20 protein-coding genes are annotated in these 16547 nt (G+C 38.7%); all 20 read left to right on the top strand.

What is annotated here, in order from left to right:
• Positions 1 to 116: 116 nt before the first annotated feature.
• The 20 genes from CL42_RS02310 (at position 117) to tadA (ending at position 16498) form a co-directional block, all read left to right on the top strand.
• Positions 117 to 1133, top strand: a complete 1017-nt coding sequence (locus tag CL42_RS02310; protein ID WP_035264606.1) for an aminoglycoside phosphotransferase family protein — start codon at positions 117 to 119, stop codon at positions 1131 to 1133.
• On the top strand, positions 1130 to 1819 hold the full coding sequence (gene murU / locus CL42_RS02305; protein WP_035264603.1) for an N-acetylmuramate alpha-1-phosphate uridylyltransferase MurU: 690 nt from the start codon (positions 1130 to 1132) through the stop codon (positions 1817 to 1819). Before CL42_RS02310 ends, murU begins: the two co-directional genes overlap by 4 nt.
• Positions 1820 to 1904: 85 nt before the next feature.
• Complete coding sequence (rsmG, locus tag CL42_RS02300) at positions 1905 to 2537, top strand: 16S rRNA (guanine(527)-N(7))-methyltransferase RsmG (protein WP_035264600.1); 633 nt, start codon at positions 1905 to 1907, stop codon at positions 2535 to 2537.
• Positions 2538 to 2560: 23 nt separating this feature from the next.
• A complete protein-coding gene (locus tag CL42_RS02295; RefSeq protein ID WP_035264598.1) occupies positions 2561 to 3343 on the top strand; it encodes a ParA family protein in 783 nt (260 codons plus the stop codon).
• Positions 3340 to 4230, top strand: coding sequence for a ParB/RepB/Spo0J family partition protein (locus tag CL42_RS02290; RefSeq protein ID WP_035264597.1), 891 nt, complete (start codon positions 3340 to 3342; stop codon positions 4228 to 4230). The genes CL42_RS02295 and CL42_RS02290 overlap by 4 nt, the downstream gene beginning before the upstream one ends.
• A 233-nt stretch (positions 4231 to 4463) precedes the next feature.
• Positions 4464 to 6188, top strand: coding sequence for a lipid A export permease/ATP-binding protein MsbA (gene msbA / locus CL42_RS02285; RefSeq protein WP_035264595.1), 1725 nt, complete (start codon positions 4464 to 4466; stop codon positions 6186 to 6188).
• A gap of 3 nt (positions 6189 to 6191) precedes the next feature.
• A complete protein-coding gene (gene lpxK / locus CL42_RS02280; protein WP_035264589.1) occupies positions 6192 to 7202 on the top strand; it encodes a tetraacyldisaccharide 4'-kinase in 1011 nt (336 codons plus the stop codon).
• Between the two features lie 9 nt (positions 7203 to 7211).
• Entirely contained in the window at positions 7212 to 7973 is a 762-nt protein-coding gene (gene kdsB, locus CL42_RS02275; RefSeq protein WP_035264587.1) for a 3-deoxy-manno-octulosonate cytidylyltransferase, read from the top strand.
• Positions 7974 to 7986: 13 nt separating this feature from the next.
• A complete protein-coding gene (locus CL42_RS02270) occupies positions 7987 to 8964 on the top strand; it encodes a DNA polymerase III subunit delta' (protein ID WP_035264584.1) in 978 nt (325 codons plus the stop codon).
• A 25-nt stretch (positions 8965 to 8989) separates the two neighbouring features.
• Positions 8990 to 9331 carry a PilZ domain-containing protein gene (locus CL42_RS02265; protein WP_035264581.1) on the top strand — a complete coding sequence of 114 codons (342 nt, stop codon included), beginning with the start codon at positions 8990 to 8992 and terminating at the stop codon, positions 9329 to 9331.
• 31 nt (positions 9332 to 9362) lie between these two features.
• Complete coding sequence (locus CL42_RS02260) at positions 9363 to 10136, top strand: TatD family hydrolase (protein ID WP_035264578.1); 774 nt, start codon at positions 9363 to 9365, stop codon at positions 10134 to 10136.
• 45 nt (positions 10137 to 10181) lie between these two features.
• Positions 10182 to 10796, top strand: coding sequence for a TetR/AcrR family transcriptional regulator (locus CL42_RS02255; protein WP_035264575.1), 615 nt, complete (start codon positions 10182 to 10184; stop codon positions 10794 to 10796).
• Between the two features lies 1 nt (position 10797).
• Positions 10798 to 11358, top strand: a complete 561-nt coding sequence (locus CL42_RS02250; protein ID WP_035264572.1) for a pilus assembly FimT family protein — start codon at positions 10798 to 10800, stop codon at positions 11356 to 11358.
• Positions 11345 to 11737: a type II secretion system minor pseudopilin GspI gene (gene gspI / locus CL42_RS02245; protein ID WP_035264570.1), complete on the top strand. Its 393-nt coding sequence runs from the start codon at positions 11345 to 11347 to the stop codon at positions 11735 to 11737. Before CL42_RS02250 ends, gspI begins: the two co-directional genes overlap by 14 nt.
• Positions 11734 to 12381, top strand: coding sequence for a type II secretion system minor pseudopilin GspJ (gene gspJ, locus CL42_RS02240; protein ID WP_035264568.1), 648 nt, complete (start codon positions 11734 to 11736; stop codon positions 12379 to 12381). Before gspI ends, gspJ begins: the two co-directional genes overlap by 4 nt.
• A gap of 15 nt (positions 12382 to 12396) precedes the next feature.
• Positions 12397 to 13353, top strand: a complete 957-nt coding sequence (gene gspK / locus CL42_RS02235; protein ID WP_035264566.1) for a type II secretion system minor pseudopilin GspK — start codon at positions 12397 to 12399, stop codon at positions 13351 to 13353.
• Between the two features lie 161 nt (positions 13354 to 13514).
• Positions 13515 to 14111 carry a 6-pyruvoyl trahydropterin synthase family protein gene (locus CL42_RS02230; RefSeq protein ID WP_035264564.1) on the top strand — a complete coding sequence of 199 codons (597 nt, stop codon included), beginning with the start codon at positions 13515 to 13517 and terminating at the stop codon, positions 14109 to 14111.
• Positions 14112 to 14139: 28 nt separating this feature from the next.
• Positions 14140 to 14853, top strand: coding sequence for a uracil-DNA glycosylase (gene ung / locus CL42_RS02225; protein WP_035264670.1), 714 nt, complete (start codon positions 14140 to 14142; stop codon positions 14851 to 14853).
• Entirely contained in the window at positions 14850 to 15971 is a 1122-nt protein-coding gene (locus CL42_RS02220; RefSeq protein WP_035264667.1) for an enoyl-CoA hydratase/isomerase family protein, read from the top strand. The genes ung and CL42_RS02220 overlap by 4 nt, the downstream gene beginning before the upstream one ends.
• 2 nt (positions 15972 to 15973) lie before the next feature.
• The gene (tadA, locus tag CL42_RS02215) at positions 15974 to 16498 is read left to right on the top strand and encodes a tRNA adenosine(34) deaminase TadA (protein ID WP_035264563.1); all 525 of its coding nucleotides are present in this window, start codon (positions 15974 to 15976) and stop codon (positions 16496 to 16498) included.
• Positions 16499 to 16547: the final 49 nt, after the last annotated feature.

Below are 16547 nucleotides of genomic sequence, written 5' to 3'. Positions count from 1 at the left end.
TATCATTAACCAAGTATGCAAATTGCAATTAATTATTGTCGCATCATAGAGAAAAAACGGATTAGTGGCTACACTTAGCACTTTAAATATTCAGCCTGTACTAGAATTTATAGCAAATGAATACACAACGTGAACAATTGATACATACGTGGGTGCAATCTGTACTTCAATCAGAGCAGTTCGAAATAAAATATTTAGCAGGCGATGCTAGTTTCCGTCGCTATGCGCGAATCACCTTGAATAATAAATCATTTATGTTAATGGATGCACCTCCAGAAAAAGAAGATTGTGTACCTTTTGTGACGATTGATGAGTTCTTTGATCGTCATGGAGTTCGTGTTCCACATATTGTTGCAAAGGATTTAGAGCAAGGGTTATTGCTTCTAGAAGATTTTGGGGATGAGCTTTTAGCGAACCATTTAAACAATGACACGGTAGATCAGCATTATTTACAGAGTTTTAAACAACTCATTCAATTACAGTCTATTCATGGTGTGGATCAGTTTCCAGAATATAGTTACGAAAAATTAATCAGTGAAATGGAGTTATTCACAGATTGGTTGCTTCCATCATTAAATATTCGATTAAATGCTGATGAACAAGGTTTGATTAAGCGTACTTTTGCGATATTGGCAAATGCGGCTTTAGCTCAACCACAAGTAATTGTTCATCGAGACTTTCACAGTCGTAATCTCATGTTGTTGAATGATGAACAAGAACAAGGCGTAATTGATTTTCAAGATGCGGTAATCGGTGCGGATACCTACGACTTGATTTCAATTACACGTGATGCATACGTGCAATGGCCTCCAGCACGCGTAAAACAATGGTTTAAAACTTTCTATGAATTATTACCAGATGATTCAAAAATTGATCGTGATTTAGAGCGCTTTATTCAAGATGCTGACTTCATGGCGATTCAACGTCATTTGAAGATTTTAGGTATTTTTGTGCGATTGTTTGAACGTGATGGAAAGTCGGGCTATTTAAAAGATCTGCCTCGTGTCATGTGGTATTTACTCGAAGAGTCGAAGCCCTACGCTGAACTCACTCCATTTATTCAATGGGTTGAAGATAAAGTGCTTCATGCATTTGAAGCCAAATATGGTCACTATGAGGTAGTAGCTGCATGAAAGCTATGATTTTAGCAGCGGGTCTGGGTAACCGTATGCGTCCCTTGACGCTTTATAAACCAAAGCCACTATTGGAAGTGGGTGGAAAGCCTTTAATTGTATGGCATATTGAAAAACTTAAGTCGATTGGTATTAGTGAAATTATTATTAATTCCGCATGGCTGGCCGACACATTGATCGGTGCTTTAGGCGATGGTTCTCAGTTTGGTGTGAACATTCGCTGGACGCGTGAAGATGAGGGTTTGGAGACAGCTGGTGGTATCATCAATGCTTTGCCCTTGTTGGGTGAAGAACCATTTATCCTCGTCAATGGGGATGTGTGGACTCAGTTTGATTTTGCTCAGTTGCTTGAGCTTGATTTACAAGAAGATCTAGCACACTTAGTACTTGTGCCAAATCCGCTACAACACCCTCAAGGTGATTTCACACTATTAGATGGTCGTGCTTATACTTTTGAGCAAGAAAAAGAGGGCGAAAATCTGACTTATAGTGGTATTGCGGTGATTCATCCTCGTTTATTCGAAGGACTAGAATGGGGCAAGCGTCCTTTAGCACCTTTGCTTAAAGATGCTATGCACAACCACAGAATTTCTGCTGCAAAAATGGCAGAAACATGGGTGGATGTGGGTACTCCAGAAAGGTTGATGCAGTTGGATCAGCAAATTCGAGAAGGACAATTTAACTAAGTGAGTATTCACTAAGCGTTAAATAGTGTTCCACGATGCATAAAACGGTATACTTTGATTAATTTTATTGAGATGTTTACTGTTTATGCATCCTTTTTTTCATGAGTTACAACAAGGTAGTCAAAAACTAGGTTTATCACTCAGTGATGAGGCGTTGAATCTATTATTAAAATATCAAGATGCGCTTGTATTGTGGAATAAGGCGTACAACTTGACCGCGATTCGTGATCCTAAAGAAATGTTAGTTAAACATTTGTTGGATAGCCTCAGTATCTTGAAAGACTTGCCTGAAGGGCGATTGCTTGATATTGGTACCGGTGGTGGTATGCCAGGGATGATCATCGCGCTATGTCAACCTGAGCGAAGCTGTGTGCTTCTAGATTCGAATGGAAAAAAAATTCGTTTTCTCAAACAGTTCATTGCTGATTTAAAACTAAAAAATGTTGTGGCAGTTCAAACTCGAGTAGAGAATGAAGAGAGTATTAATGAACTGGGTAAATTCGATGTAATTACCAGTCGTGCTTTCGCCTCACTGACAGATTTTATTACTGCTTCTCGTCCTTTTATGCATGAAAACAGTATTATTGCTTCTATGAAAGGTTTAATTCCTGCTGAGGAAATTGAAAACCATAAAGATGAGTTGAGTTGCGAAATTATTGAGCTTCACGTTCCACGTTTAGATGAACAACGTCATTTATTGCTACTTAAACAAATTTAAAAATTCTAGGGATTGGGGTTACCATGGCTCAAATTATTGCTATTGCGAACCAAAAAGGTGGCGTAGGTAAAACCACGACTGCTGTAAATTTGGCTGCATCATTAGCAGTGCTTAAAAAGCGAGTATTGTTGATTGATATGGACTCTCAAGGCAATGCCACTATGGGTTCAGGTATTCAAAAGAATGATCTCTTATACTCAGTGACTGATGTTTTATTGGGTGAAGTGCCAATTGAAACGGCCATCACTAAAGCTGAAGTTGGATATCGTGTACTCGGCTCCAATCGTGATTTAGCAGGTGTTGAATTAGCCATTGCTGAGCAAGACGGTCGTGAATTTATTCTGCGTGATGCGATCCAACAAATTGAAGATAAGTTTGATTACATCATTGTGGATTGTGCACCAAGCTTAAGTTTGATCACGGTAAATGCATTGGCTGCTGTTAAAAGCGTGATCATTCCAATGCAGTGTGAATATTATGCCCTGGAAGGCTTGGCAGATTTAACACAAACGATTGATCGTATTCAACAAGCGTTAAATCCTGATTTAGAAATCATTGGTGTATTGCGTACCATGTACGATGCTCGAAATGCGCTGACACGTGATGTGTCGGATGAGTTGGAGCAGTATTTTGGTAAAAAATTATACGAAACGGTTATTCCTCGAAATGTGCGTTTAGCGGAAGCGCCAGCACATGGGTTACCGATTATTTATTTTGAAAAAAGTTCTAAGGGTGCAGTGGCTTATTTGAATCTTGCTGCTGAAATGTTAAAAAAAACCAAAGTGAAAAAAGGAAGTAAAGCATGACCGTGAAGAAAAGAGGCTTAGCAAAGGGTCGTGGCTTAGATGCGTTATTGGGCTCTATTCAAAAAGAAAAATTACAATTAGAAGCACAGTCATTAGATCATGGTCAGCTCAAACAAGTAGATGTCAAACTTCTTAAACGTGGTAATTATCAGCCGCGACGTTTTATTCATGAAGAAGACCTTCAGGAATTAGCATCTTCTATTAAAAAGCATGGCATCATGCAGCCGATTGTCATTCGTCCAATTGAGGATGATGTGCATCAATATGAAATTATTGCAGGGGAGCGCCGTTGGCGAGCAGCTCAAATCGCTGGACTAAATGAAGTTCCTGCAATTGTTCGTGATTTGTCAGATCAAGTTGCAATTGCGTTGGCATTAATTGAAAACATTCAACGCCAAGATTTAAATCCAATTGATCAAGCTATGGCATTGCAGCGTTTTCATGAAGAGTTTGGATTAAGTCACCAAGAAATTGCTGAAACAGTGGGCAAGGCACGTACTACAGTAAGTAATTTATTGCGCTTATTAAGCTTAGCGGATCCGATTAAAGACCATATCCAACAAGGTCAATTAGATATGGGGCATGCGCGTGCAATATTGACTTTGCGTGCAAAAGACCAAATTGAAATTGCAAAAATTGTCATTGAAAAAAACCTTTCTGTTCGTCAAACAGAACAGTTAGTGCGTGATTTTAATGCACCAAAACAGGATAAGCCAAAACCATCAATTTCAGCTGATTTAGAGCAACTGACTCAGCGTCTTTCTGAACGTTTCAGTGCAGATGTTAAAATTGATCACAATAAGCAAGGTAAAGGTAAGCTTGTGATTCATTATCACTCACTTGATGAGTTAGATGGTATTCTAAATATCTGTTTAGATGAAAAATAATTAATTTAAAAGCAGTAAATGTGATTTATTTAGATGAGTTTGAGATTTAAGTCATTTAGGTCTCAATACTCCAATTGAGCTAAGGTTTACTTTGATCATTCCATACAATCAGGTCATTGATTTTAGAGTGGGGCAGACTTTAGCATTCGATGTTCGAATTATGTATGATTAAATTGCATACGTGCTGAATCTGTTTAGGTGTTTAAGGATACCGTACCAATTAGAGGTTGTGAGTGAAGCAAGATTTTAAAGTTTATATGCGTTTGTTGAGTTACTTAAAACAGTACTGGACGATTGCATTGATTGTTGTATTTGGTTTTGTGCTGAATGCCGCGACTGAAGTTTCTGTTGCGAAATTATTAGAGCATATTATCAATGCCATTCAAGAACAGGATCGAAGTTTCACGAACTTATTCCCATTTTTGGTTGTGGTTTTGATGTTTGTACGAGGAGTGGGGCTATTTCTAGGTGGATACTACACTTCGGTGATTTCTCGAAATCTAATTTTTAATATTCGCCAAGAAGTTTTTGCTAAATTAATGCGATTGCCGTCGCAATATTATTTAGATAACACTAGTGGTCATATTACTGCCAAAATTATGTACAACGTTGAACAGCTGACTGCTGCCTCAACGGAGTCATTAAGAACCTTATTACAACAAGGTTTGATCACCATTGCGCTGTTAGGATATTTGTTCTATTCCAACTGGCGCTTGACTTTATGTATTTTGATTTTTGCGCCATTAATCGGTTTGTTGATTAGAAAAGCTGCTAAACGTATGCGTAAGCTGTCTACTCAAGTGCAAGATACGATGGGTGATGTAAACCATGTAGTGCAAGAAACCGTGAATGGTAATCTGGTTGTTAAAGGGTTTGGTGGACAGGCATACGAGCAAACTCGTTTTAAAGAAACCTCACTCGAAAACTTGCGTCGTGGTTTAAAAATGGTTGCAGTACAACAATTAAATAGTCCTGTTGTACAACTTATTATGGCGATCGCTTTAAGTATTGTGATTTGGATTGCTTTAAGACCTGAGATATTACAGGATACTTCAGCGGGTCAGTTTGTTGCGTATATTACTGCAGCCGGTATGTTGAGTAAGCCGATTAAAGCTTTAACCGATATCAATGAAAAATTACAGCGAGGAATGGCTGCAGCACATTCAGTATTTGAATTATTGGATATGCCTGAAGAAAAAAATGAAGGGCAGTTAAAACCACAACTCAAAGGCAATATTGAATTTAATCAGGCAAATTTAACATATAGCGATGGTTTTCATGCCATTCATGATTTCAATTTAAATGTTAAAGCTGGGCAGACTGTAGCGTTGGTGGGGCGTTCGGGGGCTGGTAAGTCTTCTTTAGTTAACTTATTGGTTCGTTTTCAAGAATTAAGTTCAGGGTCAATCAAATTCGATGGCCATGATATTCAAGATATCGAAGTTACAGCGTTACGCTCACAAGTGGCTATGGTCAATCAGCAAGTCGTGCTGTTTAACCGAACTGTTCGTGAGAATATTGCTTATGGTCAGTTACAAGATGCTTCGGAAGAGCAGATTATTGCTGCTGCGAAAGCTGCTTATGCCCATGACTTTATTATGGCACTGCCTCAAGGCTATGACACACCATTAGGTGCTCAAGGTTTAAATTTATCTGGCGGACAAAGACAGCGTATTGCAATTGCTCGCGCAATCTTAAAAAATGCTCCAATTTTAATTCTTGATGAAGCGACAAGCGCATTAGACAATGAGTCTGAATACTTTATTCAGCGTGCTTTTGATGCAGCTATGCAGGATCGGACAACGATTGTCATTGCACATCGATTATCAACGATTGAGAATGCAGATCTTATTGTGGTAATGGATAAAGGTCGGATATTAGAGCAGGGAACACATCAGGAATTACTCGATTTGCGTGGTGCATATTTCCAACTGCATCAACGTAATTTTGAGGAATAAGTTATGTCTATTGCGCAGGTCATTCAAAACGCTTGGAATAAGCAATCCAAGTGGTTGATTGTATTGCGACCCCTGTCATTGCTTTATCGATTAGGATTTTTCCTGAACAAAGCCTTGTATCAACGTGGTATAAAACCTATTTATACTGCACCAGTTCCTGTCATGGTCATTGGCAATATAACGGTAGGTGGTAGTGGTAAAACACCGTTATTAATTCAATTGGTTAAATATCTTCAACAAAAAAATATTCGAGTTGGAGTAATTAGTCGAGGCTATGGTGGTAAAGGTCCTTTTCCTGCAAGCGTGAATCTCGATTCTGAGCCAAATGAAGTGGGTGATGAGCCCTGTTTAATTGTGCAATCTACTGGCGTGCCGATGGTCGTAGGTGGGCAACGACAGAAAAGCATAGAGTTGCTTCTCTCTAAGCATCAACTTGATTTGATCATTAGTGATGATGGTTTGCAACATTGGGCACTTGATCGTCAATTAGAATGGATTGTGCTGGATAACAATCGTGGTTTGGGTAATCAGAAACTGTTACCAGAAGGTTTTTTGCGTGAGCCAGTAGCACGGTTATGCAGTGGTACAGTAATTGAGCATGCTGAACAACCAAGTTCAGATCTGTATATGCAATTACAAGTTGCGGCGCCGTACTTGTTAAATCCAGTCGAAGATCAAGTTGAATATTTTGCCACTGATTTGAATTTTTATGCGGTCGTTGGTATTGGGTTCCCGCAACGGTTTTATAAAACCCTTGAAAGTATGGGCTTAAAGCATTTTCAGTGTCATGAATTTCCTGATCATTATGATTATCAGATTGATGATTTACAATTTGAAGATTCAAATCCAATCATCACCACTGAAAAAGATGCTGTGAAACTCCTCCCTTTGTTAAAACAACATCCAGAATTTAGTCGTGAAATTTGGGTGGTTCCTGTTGAAGCAGCTTTATCATCAGCTTGTTATGATTTGCTGGATCACCAGCTTGCAAAACTCGGTATCGTAAACACATAAGGAATATCCATGAAACACATTGTAATACCTGCTCGCTTTGCAAGTTCGCGTTTACCTGGAAAACCACTACTTAAAATACACGGGCGTGAAATGATTTTACGTGTGGTAGATCAGGCGCGAAAAGTGACTGGGTTTGATGATTTATGTGTTGCTACTGATGATCAAAGAATTGTTGATCTTTGTAAGGCAGAACAAATTGATGTTGTGTTGACCAGTGCAGAACACCCTTCTGGAACCGACCGATTGAGTGAAGTCGCACGAATCAAAGGTTGGGCGAGTGAAGATATTATTGTAAATGTGCAAGGTGATGAACCATTATTGCCTGCATCTTTAGTCCAACAGGTTGCTTCTTTGTTAGAGCAAAAGCCTGAATGTTCAATGTCTACTTTGTGTGAAGTGATCAAAGAATTAGAAGAATTTAAGCGCGATAGTATTGTGAAAGTTGTCATGAGTAAATTCAATGAAGCGCTTTATTTTAGTCGTGCAACCATTCCATATGATCGTGATGGATCAAAGCAACAACCACATTTACTACATCCTAAAGCCTACCGACATCTTGGTTTATATGCCTATAGAGTGAAGTTGCTGCAAGAGTATGTGACATGGGATCAGGGTGAGCTTGAGGTTTTAGAAAGCCTTGAGCAACTACGTGTTTTAGAAAATGGTCATCGAATCGCAATTGATGTGGCAGAGGTGAGCTTACCACCAGGTGTGGATACGCAACAAGATTTAGACCGTCTTAATGCAATGCCTATTTCTCATTTCCAATAGTATAGATTAGTCAATGACTCAGACTCAGCATGTTTATCCTTGGCAACTTAATGTATGGAGCACACTGACTCAGCGGTTTCCTCAAGTAGGTCATGGATTACTTTTTTATGGCAAAAAAGGCTGTGGTAAAGAAGCTTTTACCCAGCAATTTGTTACTTGGCTGCTATGTTTAGATAAGCAGCCAAATCAACCTTGTGGTCAGTGTTCGAGTTGTTTGTGGCTAAAATCAGATACTCATCCAAATTATGTTTACGTCACGACGGATGAGGACAATAAGAAACAAAACGCTAAAATTAAAATTGAGAAAATTCGTGAATTACAGCCATTCGTGCAACAAACCGTCGATGGTTGGCGGGTTATTGTGATTGAACCGGCGGAAGCGCTCAATACCGCATCGTCAAATGCTTTATTGAAAACACTTGAAGAACCAGGTGAGCGTGTTGTGATTATTCTTTTGGCGGATCATTATTTAAAATTACCAGCCACTATACGAAGTCGCCTACAACATTACGCCTTAGATCGGTTGTCTGATGATCAAGCCAATGCGTATTTGAATGAGCACTTGAATGCGGAGCAGCAGACTTTGGGCACACTGTTGCTTAACCTGTCGAATGGTATGCCTTTAGCTGCTATTGAGTTGGCCTCAAGTGAATGGTTAACTCTGCGAAGTGAGTTTATAAATGATTGGTATCATTTAGTCAGTCAAAAAAATATGCCAATGCAGTACGCTTCTAAATGGAATAAGCAACTCAACTTTTCCGAGTTGATTGTTATGTTTGAGTACTTATTAGCTGATCTTGTTGCCTATAAAATGGAACAAAATGTAAAAAATAGCGATTTAGACTTTAGTTTGTTAGCTGAGCAATATCAATTAGAACAATTATTTGATATTTATAGCGATGTGCATCAAGCAAAACAAATGGTTGAGCAGAATGTTCAATCAAATTTAATTGTTGATCAGCTTTTTATAAAATTAATGAATGTTCAATAATCATGTTTGAATACAGGGGATAGAGATGCAGCCAAGTCCGGGCGGTTTATTACAAGTCAATATTAATGATCGCGAAACTCTGCAATCTAGTTATATGCCTTTTGTTGAGGGTGGTGGATTATTTATTCCAACCAAACATCTAGTCAAAATGGGTGAAGAGATTTTTATCTTGGCAACACTTCCTAATCAAACCCAAAAAATACCAATTACGGGTAAGGTGATTTGGATTTCGTATAAGCAATCGGGCATTAAACCACAAGGTTTTGGATTGCAGTTAACTGGAGATAAAGGAGCCTATTACAAAATGGAAGCAGAAAAAATACTCGCTGGAAGTATGTCAACAGCACGCGCAAGCTTTACAATGTAGACTCTGACTTAAAAAATTAAAAGGTGTCCTTGTGTTTGTAGATACACACTGTCATTTAAACATGCTCAATCTTGAACCTTACGAGGGAAATATCGATTTAGCAATTCAGCAAGCGATTGATGCTGGTGTCACAAAAATGATGGGGATATCGGTTGATTTGGATGATCATATTATTCTGTCAGAAATTGCAGCTCGACACGAAGGAGTGGGTTACAGTGTTGGGGTGCATCCATGTGAAGATCCAGCAGTCATGCAGCGTGCTACTGTTGAAACTTTGGTTGAATTGGCGAGTATAGATAAGGTCTGGGCAATTGGTGAAACGGGTCTAGATTATTATCACAGTACTGAATTTGTTAAAGAACAAAAAGAATGTTTTGCACGACATATTCAAGCTTCACAGATGGTGAAAAAGCCAGTGGTCGTACACACACGCTCATCTAAAAAGGATACGATAGATATTATAAGAGCTGAAAAGTCGACACACGGAATTTTGCATTGTTTTACTGAGGATTGGGATACGGCAAAAGCGGTTCTAGATTGCGGTTATTACATTTCATTTTCAGGAATAGTATCGTTTAAAAATGCTCAGGATTTACGTGATGTGGCCAAGCAAGTTCCATTAGATCGACTATTAATTGAGACTGATAGCCCTTATTTAGCACCAATGCCATATAGAGGAAAGTCTAATGAACCAAAGTATGTCCCATATGTAGCCAAAGCATTAAGTGATGTATATGATAAGTCAGTCGAGGAGATTGCCTTTATTACAACGCAAAATTTCGAGAATCTTCTACGAATGCAGTAAAAATTTAATACGGAAAATAGAAAGAAGAGAGTTTATAGAGTGAAGATGGATCGTCAGGCTCAGTTTAGAGCGAGAGAAGCATTAATATTTCAGGTCGCAGAACAACTTCTTTTGGAAAACGGCGAAGCGGGCATGACATTGGATGCATTGGCCGCTGAGTTGGATTTGGCAAAAGGAACACTCTATAAGCACTTCCAAAGTAAAGATGAATTGTACATGTTGCTCATTATTCGTAATGAGCGCATGTTATTAGAAATGGTTCGAGATACTGAAAAAGGATTTCCTGAACATTTAGCTTTTTTTATGTTGCACCATTTGCATCATCCAGAACGTACTGTACTCTTTCATCAAATTGAAGAGCGATTGTCTACAACCGGTCAGGGTATTAATCATTTGTTTAATGAAATGTATCAGATTCGCAAAAGTAGACTCAGAATTATCATTCGTATGACAGAAAATCATCTAGCATCCATTCAAAGTAAGATGAGTTCTCGGGATTATTTAGCATCCATTTGGTCGATTACTCATGGTGGTGCTGCGATATTAAACTCGAGTTTCTATCAACGCTATTTAGGCTGTCGAGATACGTTAAGGGTTGCTTTAATTGATCAAGCGTTGATGATGCCTAAACAGATTAATTTGACAGAATCAGTGGCCTAATATGCAATCTCTAGATCACCGTCAAGGCGGATTTACTTTAATCGAATTGATGGTGGTCACTGTGATCATCAGCATCATGGCGGCATTGGTGGTGATGAATATTGGTGGGATTGATCAACGTAAAGCAATGCAAGCTAGAGAGGCTTTAATATTAGATTTAAAACGTATTCATCGAGAGGCTGTTGATCAATCGTTAGTGGTTGCATTGGTGCCACAATCGAATGGTGATCAGTTTCGCTATACATTTCAAAAATATAATGATTTAACTCGTCCAGAGCAGACGCTTGTATCGAATAATAATCGTCAACCTTCCACTTGGGTTGAAATGCCAGAGTTTTCTGCGAGAGAGCTACCTGCAAAGGTTTCATTTCAGATCGAAAGTAGCGACTATAGTTTTGAAAATGCAACTAATGCAGACTTGATGAATAATAATGCACCTAAATTAATTTGGTTGGGCAATGGCGAGGTTAAACCTGTCACAATTCAAATGTATTATGAACAAAAAGCAATTGGTGATCTTATTCAAATAGATTACTTGGGTAAAATCGATGCGGGTGCTTAAAGGATTTACCTTGATTGAGGTTGTGGTGGCTTTGGCTATTTTTGCTGTAGCAGCAATGTCATTGACGAAGGTGGCTATGCAGTACACACAGGCGACTGCAAATGCAATTTTAAGAACAAAAGCACAATTCGTCGCACAAAATGAAGTCGCTGCAATGCAAATTAGTGGTGAATGGCTAGAGGGAACTCAATCGAAGCAAATTACCTCTCAAGGGTTAAGTTGGCAAATTGATAAAAAATCAGAAGCGACTATTAGCCCAGATGTTCAGAAAATAGAAGTGCAAGTGAGTCTATATAACAATGATTTAGGTAAAGTTGAATCAGGTGTCACCACCATGGTGTTTTATAACTATCCTATCAGAGAGCAATCCAACTCATGATCAAGAGTAAACAACAAGGTTTTACCTTGGTAGAGCTTTTGGTTGCCATAGCCATCTTTGCAGTATTGTCTGCTTTAGGATGGAAAATTTTTGATTATTTAAATAAAGTCAAAGATCGCAATGCGGTGCATGAGCAGCAGCTTCTCAGTTTGCAAGATAGTTATTTACAAATGCAAAGAGATGCTTTGCAAATTGTACCGCTGACTGCAAATATCGCAGGACAAATCCAACCTGCATTTTTACTGGATGATCAGTCTTTACAATTTAGTAAGGCAGGGGTCACAGATCCGCTGAAACAGGGTTTGTCTCCATTTGAGAGAATAGAATATCGTTATAATGCACAAGATCGAAAAGTTTATCGTTTAAAGTATCCCAATCTGAATGTTCTTCAAACAACCCAACCTTTATCCAGTACGATCCTAGAGAATGTGGATGAGTTTCAAATCACAATTTTGAACCCGAATGAATTGAATTCGTGGCCGGATGCATCAACAATAAGTTCTAATGGTAATGATGCTCAAGATGGTGTTGCTCGACTATTGCCTAAAGGTATGCGAATTAGATTTAAGCAACAAGATGTTGAATACGAGTGGATTTTCAGTTTGCTTAATACTGACTATTTAAAACCGACATCTAGTCAATAATCATTAGGAAAATGCATGAAGCAGCAAAAAGGAATCGCCTTGATTACGATTTTAATGTTAGTCGCTTTGGCAACTATCATTGCTGCGACGATTGCCCATCGTCAATACAATACCAGTGAAAATACGGCCTATGTGATTCGTCAAAACCAAGCACTGTATTATGCAAAAAGTGCTGAAGCTTTTTTCTCAGAATTATTGGTTCAAGATGCTAAGTCCAATTCAAAATCAGATAATCTTCAAGAAACTTGGGCTCAACCGATGCCACCATTTCCAATTGATGGTGGTTATGTCGCAGGGCGAATTATTGATGAAACGGGTAAGTTTAATTTAAACAGTTTGGTCAAAGATGATGGCGTGCCGAATGATAATGCGGTGAATTACTTTAAGGGATTATTAACAAAGCTTGGTTTGCCAGAAGAATTGAATGAAGCGGTAATTGATTGGCAAGATCAAGATGATTTGACGATTGGCGCGATGGGGGCAGAGAGTAATTATTATTTAAGTTTAACGCGTCCTTATTTGCCAGCGAATGGTCCTTTTCATAGCGTTGAAGAGTTGAAGCAAGTGCGAGGATTTGAAGGTGATAAGTTTTTATTGATAAAACCTTATGTTACAGCGATTCCTTTAAAAGAAATTAAAATTAATATTAATACAGCACCAGCGATGATTATTGCTGCTATAGACCCAAGTTTGGATGTGCAAAATGTACAGCGTGATTTGGATCAGAAAAAAGCCAATGGTGAGTTTTTTGAGTCCGTAGATCAGCTCTGGGAACTCAACACTCTAAGTCAGTTAAGTGAAGAAGCAAAAAGCACAGCAAAAAATAATTTTGATGTTAAATCTGCATTCTATCGAGCAGATATTGAAATCATGCTATCTGATCGAAAGCGATATTTTTCGAGTTATCTGATGCGTGATGAAGATAAGGTTTATGTCTTCTCAAGAAGTTTGGCACCTCTTCAAACCAATTGATTAAATTGCTAAACTATTAATTTAAACAAATTGAATGATAGCTTTTTATTTTTTTGTTTTTAATACGTTTTGCCAATTGCTTAAAACGTTAAAATTAATGATGAGTTGTGTGAATATGCACTATAATCATTTTAATCCATGATTTTTTATTGCTCTGACATATGTTAATTCGAAAATTATTTAAGTTTGAAAACGCGCATATTGTGCGAAATTGCACATCAGACCGCTGTAAGCGTTCAATTCATGGTCATAGCTATAAAGTCGAATTATTATTGAAAGCCTCAAAGCTAGATCATGGTCAAATGGTCTATGATTTTGGTTTGCTGAAAGGTGTGATCAAAGAACTTTATGATAGTTTTGATCATGCGATTTGTTTTTGGCAAGAAGATTCAGCTGAATATATTCAAGCATGTAAAACTTTTAGTGCGCGTTGGGTTTCATTACCCGTTTCACCTTCTGCTGAACAATTTTCTCGAATTTTCTTTTATTTGGCAGAACAAGTACTGAAATCAACTATCACGCAAAATGGTGAAGGTGATGTTGAAGTCTATTCAGTGATCGTGCATGAAACTGACACAGGCTATGCGCAAAGTTTTGCTGAAGATATCGTAAATGAACAGATGGGCTTATTGGCGCTTGATCAAATCGTATTCTCAGAACAAATTCAAAATGAATGGTCTGATCCTAAAATATACGAACAATTGAAACAAGGATTCACTTTTAAGAACCCAAGTGTAGATTTACAAGTAAAACTTTAAAGCTGTGATTGATTTAGGGATGAACACAATGCAACTCACCGAACAAGAATTAAGTCAACTGAATCAAGTTCGGTTAGAGGATGGTTGGAAGTATGCTTTAGCAGATTTTCTGCTCAGCGATAAAATGGATCAGCTGAAAGCTTTTCTCAAATCTGAATTACAGGCGAATAAGGTGATATACCCACCTAATTCCCTTATATTTAATGCGTTCAACACTACACCCTTAGATCGTGTAAAGGTCGTGATTCTCGGTCAAGATCCTTATCACGGTCCAAATCAAGCACATGGATTGAGTTTTTCAGTGCAAAAGGGTGTTGCATTACCGCCGTCTTTGCGTAATATCTATCACGAACTCAGCACTGACCTTGGAATAGTGCCTGCCAAGCATGGTGATTTAACCCAATGGGCTGAAGAGGGTGTCTTGTTGCTGAACAGTGTATTGACTGTTGAGGCGGGCCAGCCGACTTCACACCAAAAGAAAGGTTGGGAAGATTTCACTGATGCTGCGATAGATGTTCTAAATGAGCAACGTGAAAAGATCGTTTTCATTCTTTGGGGTGCGTACGCGCATAAGAAAGGTCAACGAATTGACCAAAATAAGCATTTGGTCTTAAAAGCAGCACATCCATCACCGTTGGCAGCAAACCGAGGTGGTTTTTTTGGGTGTAAAGTTTTTTCAAAAACAAATAATTATCTTAAACAAAATGGCATTGAGCCAATTAAATGGCAGCTGGAAGCATGACAATATCTCCTGAGACGAATCAATATCATCCTGACTTAATTGTTGAAGAAGCACAGAATGGATGGAGAGTGGTTCGATTAAATCGTCCAAAATCTTTACATGCACTTGATGAATCTATTGTGACGGCTTTATTGGCTGTTTTTGAAAAGTTTCATCATGATGATGCGGTTAAAGCGATCTGGTTTGATTCAACAACCCCTAAAGCTTTTTGTGCCGGTGGGGATGTACGCAAACTCCGTCAGTTGGTCATCAATAATGAGGTTGATGCGGCAAATAAATTTTTTGAACAAGAATACGCGCTAGATCTTTTGTTGCATGACTACGCTAAGCCGATTGTTGTTTGGGGTGAAGGTTATGTGATGGGTGGTGGGCTTGGTTTATTTATGGCTGCACCATTCAGACTGGTTACACCTTATTCGCGTCTTGCAATGCCAGAAGTGAATATTGGTTTATATCCAGATGTTGGTGCTAGTCGTTTCTTGGCAGATCGTGGTCCAATTGGTCTATTTACAGGTTTAACTGGATCGATCATGACTGCGGCAGGAGCTTATGGTATCGGTTGGGCGACTCATATTTGTGATGCTCAGCGTGATGTTGTTTTACAAAAGTTGATCAATATCGATTGGGATCATTATCCTGCTGGCGATTTTAGGGCATTAGATGACACTTTAAATAGTTTGCATCGACCAGTTTCTCCAGGGCCACTGCAAATCTCGTTAGATGTGATTCACAGTGTCTGTCGTGGTGCAAACTTTGAAAATGACTACGAAGCAATCATCGGTTTAAGTGATGCACGAAGTGATTGGCTAAGACAAGCTAGTGAGAATCTTGCAAAAGGCTCACCGAGTACGGCTGCGATTACTTGGTTGTTATGGCAATGGGGGCGTCAAGTTCATCCTTGGCAAGAAGTATTTGAACTTGAAACTCAAATTTCTGATTGGAAAATTAGACATCCTGATTTTGTTGAGGGCGTGCGTGCGCGTTTAGTGGATAAAGATTTATCTCCTGAATGGACACCTGCAAAGTCTATGTCCTTAAAAGGAATTTTAGGTGCGCACCCACCAGTTACAAATATCGAGAGCTGGAATAACTTGTTAAAACAGTACGGTATTATCTAATTTTGACTGAAATCCAATTTGATACTGAAGATCTAAAATGGATGCAGCGTGCCTATGAGCAGGCTGCATTCGCAGCTCAATTGGGAGAAATCCCTGTTGGAGCTGTCATTGTGAGTCAGGGAAAAGTGATTGGTGAGGGATATAATCAACCGATCTTGAGTCATGACCCAACTGCTCATGCTGAAGTGGTCGCGCTTCGCCAAGCATGTAATCAAATTCAGAACTATCGTCTACCAGAAGATGCAACTCTTTATGTAACCCTTGAGCCATGCACAATGTGTGTGGGGGCTTTAATTCATGCTCGAGTTCATCGTGTTGTATTTGGTACTTTAGAGCCGAAAGCGGGTTCGCTGGTCAGTGCGCGACAGTTATTGAATAATCAAGGTTATTACAACCATATATTTGAATTTGAAGGGGGGTGCATGCAATCAGCGTGTGCTCATCAGCTTTCAGAATTTTTTAAATTCAGACGTGAACAAAAAAAACAACAGCGTGTACGACAAAAAATAGAAAATAATCAGGAATGATTGCTATTGTTGATTGTGGAAAAATTGACATAATGTATTGTCAGTATGA

This window comes from Acinetobacter sp. Ver3 (assembly GCF_000632455.1).
In the GTDB taxonomy this organism is placed as follows: domain Bacteria; phylum Pseudomonadota; class Gammaproteobacteria; order Pseudomonadales; family Moraxellaceae; genus Acinetobacter.
This window is presented reverse-complemented; position numbering and strand designations above follow the sequence as displayed.